Source organism: Ralstonia pickettii, assembly GCF_000607165.1.
GTDB lineage: Bacteria > Pseudomonadota > Gammaproteobacteria > Burkholderiales > Burkholderiaceae > Ralstonia > Ralstonia holmesii.
Genome location: NZ_JFZG01000026.1, coordinates 84,555 through 96,333 on the forward strand (window position 1 = coordinate 84,555; position 11,779 = coordinate 96,333).

An 11,779-nucleotide genomic window follows, 5' to 3' on the forward strand; every position below is an offset into this window, starting at 1 on the left:
ACGACGCCAGCGCCTGGAGCGCCTTTGACCGATGCGCGACTGAAGAGCCATTCGCGCGCATCCACTGCCCCAGACCGCCGACGCTGCAGGAGAACGTTCATGGATTTGCGCAAGCTGAAAACGCTGATCGACCTGGTAGCCGAATCGGGCATTTCGGAACTCGAAGTGACCGAAGGCGAAGGCAAGGTCCGCATCGTCAAGTCGGCGCCACAAGTGATGGCGCCGATGCAATATGCGCCGATGCCCATGCAGGCTGCACCGGCCGTCGGCGCACCCGCCGCCGCTCCGGCTGCCGTCGGCGCCGAAGCTGCTGCCCCGGCCCTGCCGGCTGGCCACATCGTGACGTCGCCAATGGTCGGTACGTTCTATCGCTCGCCCTCGCCGGGCGCGGCCGAGTTCGTCAAGGTGGGCGACACCGTCAAGGAAGGCCAGACGATCTGCATCATCGAAGCGATGAAACTGCTCAACGAAATCGAAGCGGACAAGGCCGGCGTCATCAAGGAGATCCTGATCGACAACGGCCAGGCTGTGGAATACGGCCAACCGCTGTTCGTGATCGGCTGATCTTCCGGCATCTCACCGACTCTCATCGTGCGGCGCGCAGCGTGCCGCATCCGAGCGCGAGCCGGCGCACCCGGGCTGCCACTGTGCGCGGCCCAGCCACAGCGCCCTCGCCTCTCCTTTTTGTAGCGAGAACACGATGTTCGACAAGATCCTGATCGCGAATCGCGGCGAGATCGCTCTTCGCATCCAGCGCGCCTGCCGCGAACTCGGCATCAAGACCGTGGTGGTCTATTCCGAGGCGGACAAGGAAGCCAAATACGTCAAGCTGGCCGACGAAGCGGTGTGTATCGGCCCGGCACCGTCGCCGCTGTCGTACCTGAACATGCCGGCCATCATCTCGGCCGCCGAAGTCACCGATGCCCAGGCCATCCACCCTGGCTACGGTTTCCTGTCGGAAAACGCCGACTTTGCCGAGCGCGTGGAGCAATCCGGCTTCACCTTCATCGGCCCGACGCCCGAATCGATCCGCTTGATGGGTGACAAGGTGTCGGCCAAGCAGGCAATGATCAAATCCGGCGTGCCGTGCGTGCCGGGCTCGGAAGGTGCCCTGTCGGAAGACCCGAAGGAAATTCTGGCAACGGCCAAGAAGGTCGGCTATCCGGTGATCATCAAGGCGGCTGGCGGCGGCGGTGGCCGCGGCATGCGCGTGGTTCACACCGAGGCTGCGCTGATCAACGCCGTCAACATGACGCGCGAGGAAGCTGGCCGTGCCTTCGGCAATCCGGAAGTCTATATGGAGAAGTTCCTGGAGCATCCGCGCCACGTGGAGATCCAGATCCTGGCCGACCAGCACCGCAACGCCGTCTGGCTGGGCGAGCGTGATTGCTCCATGCAGCGCCGCCACCAGAAGGTGATCGAAGAAGCGCCGGCACCGCACATTCCGCGCCGCCTGATCGAGCGCATTGGTGACCGCTGCGCCGAGGCCTGCAAGAAGATCGGCTACCGTGGCGCCGGCACGTTCGAATTCCTGTACGAAAATGGCGAGTTCTACTTCATCGAAATGAACACGCGCGTGCAGGTCGAACATCCGGTCACGGAAATGATCACGGGCGTGGACATCGTACAGGAGCAGATCCGTGTGGCGGCCGGCGAAAAGCTGCGCTTCCGCCAGAAGGACATCGTGCTCAAGGGCCACGCCATCGAGTGCCGCATCAACGCGGAAGATCCGTTCAAGTTCACGCCGTCGCCGGGTCGCATCACGTCGTGGCACGTGCCGGGTGGTCCGGGCGTCCGCGTGGACTCGCATGCTTACAACGGCTACTTCGTGCCCCCCAACTACGACTCGATGATCGGCAAGGTCATCACGTACGGCGCCACGCGCGAGCAGGCCATCGCCCGCATGCGTATCGCCCTGTCGGAAATGGTGGTGGAAGGTATCCAGACCAACGTGCCGCTGCACCGCGAACTGATGCTCGATGCCAACTTCGTTGAAGGCGGCACCGACATCCACTACCTGGAGCACCGTCTGGCGCAACAGGAAGTGGCCAAGGGTGGCGGCAAGTGACGTACCGCGAATGCGTGCTCGAAGTGGCGCGTGACGACGCCGAAGCGTTGTCCGAAGCCCTGTTTGATCTCGGCGCACTGTCGGTCTCGGTGGAAGACGCCGATGCCGACACGCCCGAAGAGCAGCCGCTCTTTGGCGAGCCCGGCCACGAGCCGACACGCCTGGCGTGGAACCGCTCGCGCGTGGTTGCACTGCTCGCCGACGACGCCGATCCGGCACTGCTGGTGGCAGCCGCTGCCAACGAGATCAACCTGACGCCGCTGCCCGCGTACACCGTACGCGAAGTCGAAGAACAGGACTGGGTTCGCGTCACGCAGTCGCAGTTCGAGCCCATTCATATTGGCGAGCACATCTGGGTCGTGCCGTCTTGGCACGACGCGCCAGAGCCCGATGCCGTGGTGCTGGAACTGGACCCGGGCCTCGCGTTCGGCACAGGCAGCCACCCGACCACGCGCCTGTGCATGGAATGGCTGGAGCAGCACGTGCAGCCTGGCGAACGCACGCTCGACTACGGCTGTGGCTCGGGCATCCTGGCCATCGTCGCCAAGAAGCTGGGCGCCGGTGAAACCGTCGGTGTCGACATCGATCCGAACGCGGTGGAAGCCTCGCGCTACAACGCCGAGCGCAACCACGTCGAAGCCACCTTCGCTCTGCCCGACGACGCACCGGAAGGTACGTTCGATCTGGTCGTCGCCAACATCCTGTCGAACCCGCTCAAGCTGATGGCAGCCATGTTGTGCGCGCGCGTGCGCCCGGGCGGCCGGCTGATTCTCTCGGGCGTGCTCGAGCGCCAGGCCGAAGAAGTGGCCGCCGCGTATGCCTCGGTCATTCCACTCACCGTGTGGCGTGCACGTGACGGCTGGGTCTGCCTGCACGGTGTGAAGCCCGCGTAATTTCAAGGTATTGCGCGCCAGTGTCGCCTGCAAAGGTCGACGCTGGCGCCGCTGTCTGCAATACTCGCGCGGTCGGCATTTTTCTCCTCGTCCCGCATGGCAACTGCGCCACAAGCTGCGCCACGTTTGGCCGCCCGCTGTCCCAACTGCCAAACCGCATTCCGCGTTGTCGCCGATCAGCTTCGGCTGCGCGGCGGGCTCGTCCGTTGCGGCCGCTGCAATCACGTCTTCGATGGCCGCGATCACCTGATCGAGCTTGGCGCCGTGCTCACGCCTGCGGCGCCGACCGCCGAAGCACCGCAGCCACAGCAATCGCCGGAACACGCCGCGCGCATAGCGCCGCTCTCAACGCCCGCCACCCCTGAACCGGAAACGCCCGCGGCGCCGCCTGCAGCAGAGGACGATCACGGCTTCGGCATGACGCTGATCTGGGAAGAAGACGTTCCAGAAGAAGGCATCGCCGAAGTGCATCTGGGGGAAGTTGAAGGCGCAACACCCGCGCCCGACGTGCAATCGACTGCGCCGGACACGCGCCCGCTACCGGACGAGGCGCCAATCGAGCACGCTGCCGAGCCTGCCGCCGAGCCCGCACAGCAGGCACCGCAACCCGAACAGCCCGCCGCTCCCGCCGCTCCCGCCGATCCGTTCCACGGCCTGCCGCCGATCCGCGACCTCGACGACGAGGAAGACGCGTTCGCCGCCGCCGTGCCCAAGCAGCCGTCGGCAGACCTGCCGGTAGAGCCGGCCATCGCGCCCCCGGCACCTCCGGCAGCGGCACCGTCCACGCCGGCAGCCGTCGCATCCCCGAAGCCCGAGGCGGAGAAGCACGATTCGGTCTGGATGCGCCACGAAACCGATCCGCACACGCTTTTTGCGCCGGTGCCGCGCCGCCATGGTCAAGCACGTCGCACGCAAGCCGAGCCGACCGGCCCGGCGCCGCAGCGCACGCTGACCGGTGCTCCACGTCCGCGCAAGGCGCGTGGGCCGAATCATGGTGTCTCTGCCGCGACGCTGGATTTTCTGCGTGCCGCGCAGGCCCGCGAGCAGGCACGCAAAACCACCGGACGCCGTGCCCTCGCGCGCATCGCGATCGGCTTGCTGACGGTGCTGGCGGTGGCGCAGATGCTCTTCCTGGCGCGCGCCGAGATCGCGCGCCGCGTGCCCTCCACACGCCCGATGTTGGAAGCCCTGTGCCAGCCACTGCGCTGCACGATCGCGCCGCCGCGTGATCTCGATGCATTGCAGATCGAATCCTCGCAACTGCAGCGGCAAGAAGGCGATGCATCCGACCAGTACGTACTGACGGCTACGTTGCGCAACCGCGCCGGCGGCCCCATCGCCCTGCCGGCCATCGAGCTGGTAACAACGGACCTGCAAGACCAACTGCTCTCGCGCCGCGCGCTGCTGCCCACCGACTACCTGAACCCGACCGACAGTGCATACAGCAAGTCAGGGCTGCCCGCCCGCGCCGAATTACCGATTCGGGTACGATTCCAATCCCAGCGCCCGACGGCCAACTACCGGGTCCTGATTTTTTACCCCTGAATCTTCACCCCTGGCTTAGAGCCGCTAACAAGACCCTGCCGGCCGAGCGGGCCGACGCAGATGCCAGCAGGGTCCTGTTAGCGGCTTTTCCCCAACACGTATCAAAGGAAGGAGTAACACCATGGCAAACGTGACCCTTGGCGGCAACCCGATCGAAGTCGGCGGCCAATTCCCGACCGCAGGCTCGAAGGCTCCGGCATTCACGCTGGTCGGCGCAGACCTGAAAGACGTCTCGCTCGCTGACTTTGCCGGCAAGCGCAAGGTCTTGAACATCGTGCCGAGCCTGGACACCCCGGTGTGCGCCACCTCCACGCGCAAGTTCAACGAAGCCGCTGCCAAGCTGGATAACACCGTCGTGCTCTCCATCTCTGCTGACCTGCCGTTCGCGGCCGGCCGCTTCTGCACCACCGAAGGCATCGCCAATGTGAAGCCGCTGTCGACCTTCCGCGACAAGGGTTTCAAGCAAGCCTACGGCGTCGACATCACGTCGGGCCCGCTGGCTGGCGTGACTGCGCGTGCCGTGGTTGTGCTCGACGCCAACGACAACGTCCTGTACTCGCAACTCGTGCCCGAAATCAAGGACGAGCCGAACTACGACGCTGCCCTGGCTGCGCTGAAGTAAGCTGAACTGATTGCATGGAGACCGGCTTCCGGTCTCTCGTTCATCACACGGCCGTCCACTGGGCGGCCGTGTCATATCTGGAGTGCTTCAATATGGCCAGCGTGATCTGCGGCTCGGTTGCCTACGACACCATCATGACGTTCGACGGACACTTCCGCGAACACATCCTGCCCGACAAGATTCACATCCTGAACGTTTCCTTTCTGGTGCCGACCATGCGCCGGGAGTTCGGTGGCTGCGCAGGCAACATCGCCTTCACGCTGAAGATGCTCGGCGGCGACCCCATCATCATGGGCACGGTCGGCCAGGATGCAGGCCCGTATCTGGACTATCTGCAGAAGCTCGGTATCTCGACAGCGCATGTCACGGAGGTTCCGGACACGTTCACCGCGCAAGCGATGATCACGACCGACCGAGACAACAACCAGATCACCGCGTTTCACCCAGGCGCGATGAGCCATTCGAGCATCAATTCGGTCAAGAATGCGCTGCCAGCCAGGCTCGGCCTCGTTGGCCCCGACAGCCGCGAAGGCATGCTCCACCACGCGACGCAATTTGCCGAATCCGGCGTGCCGTTCATCTTTGATCTGGGCCAGGCAATGCCGCTGTTTGACGGCGCTGACCTCCGCCACTTCGTTGAACTCGCCAGCTACGTGGTGGTCAATGACTACGAAGCGCAGGTCATGCTGTCACGCACGGGCTACAGTGCGGCAGAACTTGCGCAGCGCGTCGAGGCTTACATCGTCACGCGCGGGGAAGAAGGGGCGGAGATTTACGCCGGCGGCAAGCAGTACACTATTCCGGCCGTGCCGGCCGAACGTGTGGTCGACCCGACCGGTTGCGGCGACGCGTTCCGCGGCGGCCTGCTCTACGGCATCGAGAACGGCCTGGATTGGGACACCACCGGCCGCCTCGCCAGCCTGATGGGCTCACTCAAGATCGCTTGCCAAGGCCCGCAAAATCACGGCCTGCCCGTCGACGAAATTGCGCGGCGCTTTGAATCCGCTTTCGGGTACCGGTATCAATAAGGAATCAACATGAAACCCATCTATCGCATCGGCGCCGCGACTCTGCTGGTCGCCGCCCTTGGCCTGCAAGGCTGCGCCATGGGCACCAACTCCAACAGCGCTTACACCTCGGGTCAGGCGCAGCGCGAGCAGACCGTGCGCTTCGGTACGGTAGATTCCGTGCGCAATGTCGTGATCGACCGTGAACAGACCGGCGTTGGCACCATTGCCGGCGGCGCGATCGGCGGCATCGGTTCGGCAGCAGCCATCGGGCGCGGCAACGGCTCGGTGGCGGCGGGTGTGCTCGGTGCGATTCTCGGTGGCGTTGCAGGCAGCGCGCTCGAGGGTCAGATGAACAAGCGTCCAGGCCTGGAAATCACGGTCAAGCTCGACAACGGCGAGTACCGCGCGATCACGCAAGACGCCGACGAGGCCTTCCGCCCTGGGGAGCGCGTGCGTCTGCTCTCATCGGGTGGCGTGACGCGCGTCACGCACTGATCGACAACGCTCGGCTGATAGGCCGAGGGCTTTATCGGAAACACCGCATCGGCATCGCGCCGGTGCGGTGTTTTTTTGCCTGCGAGAAACGTATGCGCGATGCTCGGGGCAAGAAAAAGCCCGCCGAGGCGTGAGCCGATCGGCGGGCGGTGCAAGACACTGAGGTCTTGCGGACCGGATACGCAGTATCCGATCAGGTGGGCGCGACTTGCGCGCCGCTGTGGTCCCGGAGGATCACCGTCGTAAGAATGACTTACGGACGGTTGCCGGTCGGGAACGGCCATGCCGCAGCCGGATTCAGCGCGGTCTTGGCAGCGGGTGCAGCAGGTGCAGCGGCCGGAGCAGCAGCGGGCTTGGCGACAGCCTTCTTCGCGGGGGCCTTCTTCGCAGCAGGCTTGGCAGCAGCCTTCTTCGCAGCCGGGGCCTTCTTGGCGGCAGCCTTCTTCGCAGCAGGCTTAGCAGCAGCCTTCTTCGCAGCCGGAGCCTTCTTGGCTGCAACCTTCTTCACTGCAGCTTTCTTGGCCGGAGCCTTCTTGGCTGCAACCTTCTTCACTGCAGCTTTCTTGGCCGGGGCCTTCTTGGCTGCAACCTTCTTCACTGCAGCTTTCTTGGCCGGAGCCTTCTTGGCTGCAACCTTTTTCACTGCGGCCTTCTTGGCGGGTGCCTTCTTGGCAGCGACCTTCTTAGCTGCAACCTTCTTGGCCGGGGCCTTCTTTGCGGCCGGAGCAGCCTTCTTTGCAGCAGCCTTCTTGGCGGCCGGAGCCTTCTTCGCAGCGGCCTTCTTGGCCGGGGCCTTGGCGGCCGGTTTCTTCTTAGCAGCAGTTGCCATGGGAAACTCCTTCAAGATTGGGTATCGAACTATCGAGATTGAGCAACCCGACCGGTCCGATCCCACGATGCATTGGCATCGCCAGACCAACCGAGCGAGCGATTCATCGGCGCACCACCAAACGGCAGTCGCACGCTAATGAATTCGGTAGGAAGATCTGCGACTTGCGCGGCGGAAACACGCAGCAAGTTACACGCCTCGATTGCGCACACAGGCGTAACCGCAGTCGGCCAGACAGATTGCATCCGGCGAGTCTTCATCAATTGAGAGGACCGGGGCATCGTGGCCACACCGGTCGAAATCTGATCTTGCGCGAATCGCTGCGTGGACCGCAAAGCCGCGTGCAGCGTGACTTTGCAGACAGCGAAAAACTGGAGAGCGCGCGTTTTCTTTTGGGGGTAGTACGCCCATCCCAACGGGGGGATCGCAGAGACGGCACCGAGTTCGAACAGCCCTGTCGGCGTGGCGTGCATCAAAGTGGTTACGCTCCTCGACTACCTTTCACTTGCCGCTTGGAACTTCATCGTCGTTGATCGCGCGAAGCTTCCTTGCATCGAAGTCAACGTCTTGTCAAGGCGAATCATAATTCGTTTGCGCGGTGATGTTAAGAGATTTATGCAAAAAGCGCGGTGAGTTTTGGTGAAGGATTGCGCTGCGTCTGTGCGTCGCTGCGATTCGATTCGCGCATGCACGCAGATCGATCTCGCGAAGGCGCATTTTCTTGCGTCGTGACATCACGTTACGGCGTTGCTCCACGTTGACACACGCGCCCCGCAAACCCAGTGGTCATGCCGGTTTACAGCAACACGCGATGTTGTGCGCGTGTGCATCGTGAACACACGCACGCGCCTTGCGCGCATTCGGCATCGTCGTGCGCACCGACGTGCGAGCTGCGCGATGCGTGTCGAAAAAACCGATGCGTAGATGCGACAACGCGCGCGAATTTTTCGCGCTCAACACGTCGATACACACGCAATTGATGCAGTCGACACATGCGCATCGACGTGTTCAACGTGTCGACGACACTGCTGACACGCATCTCGAACACCGTCGACGCGCGCCGCGCGAAGTCGATGCGATTGCGATGGTCAACAGCGTGCATGCAGGTACCGCAAGTCGCGTGCCGCGCATCCGATGCGCGAGGTGTTGGCGATAGGGTCGACACATCGATGCGTGCGTGAGCGCGAATCGCATCGACGCATGCGATGTTGGTGCCAATGCATGCGACACCCGCGCCCAAGCGTGACGACGCCGAACTGCTGGCGAGCGCGACCGCGCGATCGCGACATGCGCTGCGCAAAACCAATCGTCGATCGCGGGAAAACCCTGCTCAGCAACCGCTGAAAAGTTCACGCAACTGCGTTTGAAACGAGGCTGTTTTACGACGATAGAAGGATTGTTCTACGGCGATCCACAGGCGATTTTTGTTGCGGCTTTTCTACCCGAAGATTGGCTTCCAGTGTCGTTTCATTCGAAATCAAGTGCGTGAATTGCTGCAACCGCATATTTGGGTGTCAGGTTGACGCTGATTGTCATGCCATTCGGTTTCACTTCACGATCCGCTCACCACATCAGCACGGCATCGATCGGGCGGTGTGGCACGGGCCTCGCGCGTGGCACGTGACAAGACAGGGAGGTCGTCGCCAACACCACAGCCCTGGCGAAGACAAACCCGACGAGCAAAGAGCGCAAGACAGAAGGGGTCCAACACAAGCGTTCTGTTCTGAGTAGTGGAGGCACAAGATGCGCGATCAAGCGTTCTTGTCGAAATCGAATCCGCCGAAGCGCGGAGTGTTCCTGCAGTGCGTGCTGGCGACGGCATCGCTCGTCGTGTTGGCCGGCTGCGCGAATTCGGGCAGCGGCGACATGGGTACGTCGCTGGGCGGCGGCAGCGATTCGCAATCAAAGCCTGCGATCGCGGCATCGACCTCGCCCACGTGGTCGAACGACAACGGCAGCAATGCAACGGGTAGCACCGGATCGACCGGCAGCACGCCCATCGCGACGCTGACCGGCCCCGTCGAGCAGGTGACGACCGCCACCATCACCGCCATCGTGCCGCTCACCAGCACGCTGACTTCGACCACACAAACGCTGGGCGCCGCCACTGGCCTTGGAGCGCCGGTGAGCAACGTGCTGGCGACGCTCGGCAGTGCGCTAGGCAGCGAGGGCAGCACGATCACGACGGCCGGCAAGGGGGATGCGCTGGTGTCGACGTTGGGCAACACGGTCGGTGCGCTCGGTTCGCTCACCACCGGGTTGTCGACGATGGTTTCGCCGGCGACGCCATCTGCCGCGGGTGGTGCGCCGGGTAGTGCGCTAACCGGTGCACTCGGTGGTGCTCTGGCGCCGGTCACGACGGCAGTCGGTTCGCTGACGGCGGGCTTGCCTGGTGTCAGTGCGCTTGGTTCGGTCGGCGCGGTCAGCAGTGGTGGTACGGCCGCGACCGGTCCGCTGGGCGGATTGGGCAGCGTTGGTACAACGGTGGGCGGGTTGGTTGGCGGTGTGCTGTCGGGTGTGACATCCGGCGTGCATCACTAGCCACTGCTCTGTAGAACTTTCTTTGCATTCGACAGCAAACGCAGGCGGATGCTACCCGCTGGACGCCAGATGCGCGTTCTTCTGACCCGGCGGTGACACGCGGTACGGGCCGCGCTTACAAGGAGACTCACCATGAAGATTCAGAACCCGCTCCACACTTCTTCTTCCGCTTCGTTGTCCGCCGTTTCGGCGTCGCGCACCCTACTGGCAGCAGCTGCCGTAGCCGTGCTGACACTGGCCGGTTGCGCTTCGGGCGGCAACCCGAACGGTGATACGACGCCCTCATCGTCGGCCAACAACAATCCGGGCGCTGTGCCGGTCGGCAACGTGGCCAGCAGCGGCGGCAACGTGGTCACGCAGACGGGCAAGACCGTCAGCGACCTTGGCACGACGATCGGCACGGCGTCGGTGCCCGTCATCGGCGGCACGGCAGCGCAGAAGGATCTTGGCGCGACGGTCACCTCCACTGGCAATACGGTCCAGACGTTGGGTGCGGGCATCAGCAACGGGCTCGGCAAGATCGGCTCGACGCCCGACCCGGTCGGCACCACGGTGCAGAGCTCGGGTGACGTGATCCGCTCCGCCGGGGTGACGGCAGGCAACGCAGGGCAGACCATCTCGGATCTAGGTGCCGCTGGCAGCCCGCTGGCGCCGCTGAATCCGGTGACTTCGCCGGTGGGCAGCGGTGTGTCGGCGCTCGGGCAAGTGCTGCAAGGTGCGGGCGGCCTGGCCACCATCGCCACGTCGAGCGGCCCGGTCCAGCAGGTCACGCAGCAGACCAGCAACGCGATCGTGCCGCTGTCGTCGCAGGTGGTGAAGGGCACGCAGACGGTCGGCAGCACGACCATGCTCGGTGGCCCGCTGGCCGGTGCACTCAACACGGTCGGCGGCGGCCTGCAGAGCGGGGGGGCGCAAGTCGGCGCGGCCGGCGGCAACCCGCTCACGGCAGACGTTGGCGGTGTGGTCGGCGCCGTCGGCGGCACGGTAGCCAGCGCCGGTGGCCTGGTCAACGGCAGCAGCAGCGGTTCGACGAATCCGCTGGCGCCGATCACGGGCGCGCTCGGTGGCGGCCTCGGCGGTGGCAGCAATCCGCTGGCGCCGGTAACAAGCGCACTGAGCGGCGCAGCCGGCAGCGGCAACCCGCTCGCCCCAATCACGAATGCGCTGGGTGGCGTCACGAACGCCACCGGCACCTCCGGCAGCAATCCGCTGTCACCCCTGACCGGTGCGTTGAGCGCGCATTGATCCCTGCGCCGACATCATCGATCAGCCCTCACCGATTTTTTTGACTGACAACAAGGAGACTCCACAATGAAACATACCCCCCACTCTCTCGCGCGCCTGGCTGGCGCATTGGCCCTCGCACTGGCAGCCGGCAGCGCTTTCGCGCAAGTCAGCCCCGCCGGCACCTGGAAGACCATCGACGACAACACAGGCAAACAGAAAGGCGAGGTGACGATCGTCGATAACGGCGGCACGTTCTCGGGCAAGGTCAGCAAGATCCTGGTACCCGGCGACGAGAACAAGACCTGCACCAAGTGCACGGACGACCGCAAGGACCAGCCGATCAAGGGCCTGACGATCCTCACGGGTCTGAAGGCGGACGGCAACAACAACTGGGATGGCGGTCAGATCCTGGACCCGGAAAACGGCAAGGTCTACAGCGCCAAGATGTCGCTGTCGGAAGACGGTCAGAAACTGAATGTGCGCGGCTTCCTGGGCATCAGCCTGCTGGGCCGTACGCAAACGTGGATTCGCGAGCAATGATCGCCCACT

At 64.1% G+C, this 11,779-nt stretch carries 12 protein-coding genes; 11 read left to right on the forward strand and 1 reads right to left on the reverse strand.

Annotated features, from left to right (window positions below; genetic code table 11):
- Positions 1-99: 99 nt before the first annotated feature.
- From accB to BG83_RS0123995, 7 genes are all read left to right on the forward strand, one after another.
- Entirely contained in the window at positions 100-564 is a 465-nt protein-coding gene (accB, locus tag BG83_RS0123965) for an acetyl-CoA carboxylase biotin carboxyl carrier protein (protein ID WP_024979129.1), read from the forward strand.
- 136 nt (positions 565-700) lie between these two features.
- Positions 701-2,068 carry an acetyl-CoA carboxylase biotin carboxylase subunit gene (accC, locus tag BG83_RS0123970; RefSeq protein WP_024979130.1) on the forward strand — a complete coding sequence of 456 codons (1,368 nt, stop codon included), beginning with the start codon at positions 701-703 and terminating at the stop codon, positions 2,066-2,068.
- On the forward strand, positions 2,065-2,961 hold the full coding sequence (prmA, locus tag BG83_RS0123975; RefSeq protein WP_024979131.1) for a 50S ribosomal protein L11 methyltransferase: 897 nt from the start codon (positions 2,065-2,067) through the stop codon (positions 2,959-2,961). Before accC ends, prmA begins: the two co-directional genes overlap by 4 nt.
- A 96-nt stretch (positions 2,962-3,057) precedes the next feature.
- The gene (locus tag BG83_RS0123980; protein ID WP_080693732.1) at positions 3,058-4,506 is read left to right on the forward strand and encodes a DUF3426 domain-containing protein; all 1,449 of its coding nucleotides are present in this window, start codon (positions 3,058-3,060) and stop codon (positions 4,504-4,506) included.
- Positions 4,507-4,627: 121 nt separating this feature from the next.
- On the forward strand, positions 4,628-5,128 hold the full coding sequence (gene tpx / locus BG83_RS0123985; protein WP_024979133.1) for a thiol peroxidase: 501 nt from the start codon (positions 4,628-4,630) through the stop codon (positions 5,126-5,128).
- 92 nt (positions 5,129-5,220) lie between these two features.
- On the forward strand, positions 5,221-6,156 hold the full coding sequence (locus tag BG83_RS0123990) for a carbohydrate kinase family protein (protein WP_024979134.1): 936 nt from the start codon (positions 5,221-5,223) through the stop codon (positions 6,154-6,156).
- Between the two features lie 9 nt (positions 6,157-6,165).
- Positions 6,166-6,633: a membrane protein gene (locus BG83_RS0123995; RefSeq protein ID WP_009241557.1), complete on the forward strand. Its 468-nt coding sequence runs from the start codon at positions 6,166-6,168 to the stop codon at positions 6,631-6,633.
- Positions 6,634-6,886: 253 nt separating this feature from the next.
- Here BG83_RS0123995 and BG83_RS0124000 read toward each other — a convergent pair whose 3' ends face one another.
- The gene (locus tag BG83_RS0124000) at positions 6,887-7,462 is read right to left on the reverse strand and encodes a histone H1-like DNA-binding protein (protein ID WP_004632965.1); all 576 of its coding nucleotides are present in this window, start codon (positions 7,460-7,462) and stop codon (positions 6,887-6,889) included.
- Between the two features lie 992 nt (positions 7,463-8,454).
- Between BG83_RS0124000 and BG83_RS29460 the strand changes: the two genes are divergently transcribed.
- The 4 genes from BG83_RS29460 to BG83_RS0124020 all read left to right on the forward strand — a co-directional run bounded on the left by BG83_RS29460 (position 8,455) and on the right by BG83_RS0124020 (position 11,770).
- The gene (locus tag BG83_RS29460; RefSeq protein ID WP_112183628.1) at positions 8,455-8,643 is read left to right on the forward strand and encodes a hypothetical protein; all 189 of its coding nucleotides are present in this window, start codon (positions 8,455-8,457) and stop codon (positions 8,641-8,643) included.
- A gap of 562 nt (positions 8,644-9,205) precedes the next feature.
- Complete coding sequence (locus tag BG83_RS0124010) at positions 9,206-10,003, forward strand: collagen-like triple helix repeat-containing protein (protein WP_024979136.1); 798 nt, start codon at positions 9,206-9,208, stop codon at positions 10,001-10,003.
- A 132-nt stretch (positions 10,004-10,135) separates the two neighbouring features.
- Entirely contained in the window at positions 10,136-11,248 is a 1,113-nt protein-coding gene (locus BG83_RS0124015; RefSeq protein ID WP_024979137.1) for a collagen-like triple helix repeat-containing protein, read from the forward strand.
- 66 nt (positions 11,249-11,314) lie between these two features.
- Entirely contained in the window at positions 11,315-11,770 is a 456-nt protein-coding gene (locus BG83_RS0124020) for a DUF2147 domain-containing protein (RefSeq protein WP_024979138.1), read from the forward strand.
- Positions 11,771-11,779 lie beyond the last annotated feature (9 nt).

Coding starts and splice junctions, on each gene's coding strand:
- accB (WP_024979129.1), top strand. CDS start 100: ATGGATTTGCGCAAGCTGAAAACGCTGATCGACCTGGTAGCCGAATCG.
- accC (WP_024979130.1), top strand. CDS start 701: ATGTTCGACAAGATCCTGATCGCGAATCGCGGCGAGATCGCTCTTCGC.
- BG83_RS0123980 (WP_080693732.1), top strand. CDS start 3,058: ATGGCAACTGCGCCACAAGCTGCGCCACGTTTGGCCGCCCGCTGTCCC.
- tpx (WP_024979133.1), top strand. CDS start 4,628: ATGGCAAACGTGACCCTTGGCGGCAACCCGATCGAAGTCGGCGGCCAA.
- BG83_RS0123990 (WP_024979134.1), top strand. CDS start 5,221: ATGGCCAGCGTGATCTGCGGCTCGGTTGCCTACGACACCATCATGACG.
- BG83_RS0123995 (WP_009241557.1), top strand. CDS start 6,166: ATGAAACCCATCTATCGCATCGGCGCCGCGACTCTGCTGGTCGCCGCC.
- BG83_RS0124000 (WP_004632965.1), bottom strand. CDS start 7,462: ATGGCAACTGCTGCTAAGAAGAAACCGGCCGCCAAGGCCCCGGCCAAG.
- BG83_RS29460 (WP_112183628.1), top strand. CDS start 8,455: ATGCGCATCGACGTGTTCAACGTGTCGACGACACTGCTGACACGCATC.
- BG83_RS0124010 (WP_024979136.1), top strand. CDS start 9,206: ATGCGCGATCAAGCGTTCTTGTCGAAATCGAATCCGCCGAAGCGCGGA.
- BG83_RS0124015 (WP_024979137.1), top strand. CDS start 10,136: ATGAAGATTCAGAACCCGCTCCACACTTCTTCTTCCGCTTCGTTGTCC.
- BG83_RS0124020 (WP_024979138.1), top strand. CDS start 11,315: ATGAAACATACCCCCCACTCTCTCGCGCGCCTGGCTGGCGCATTGGCC.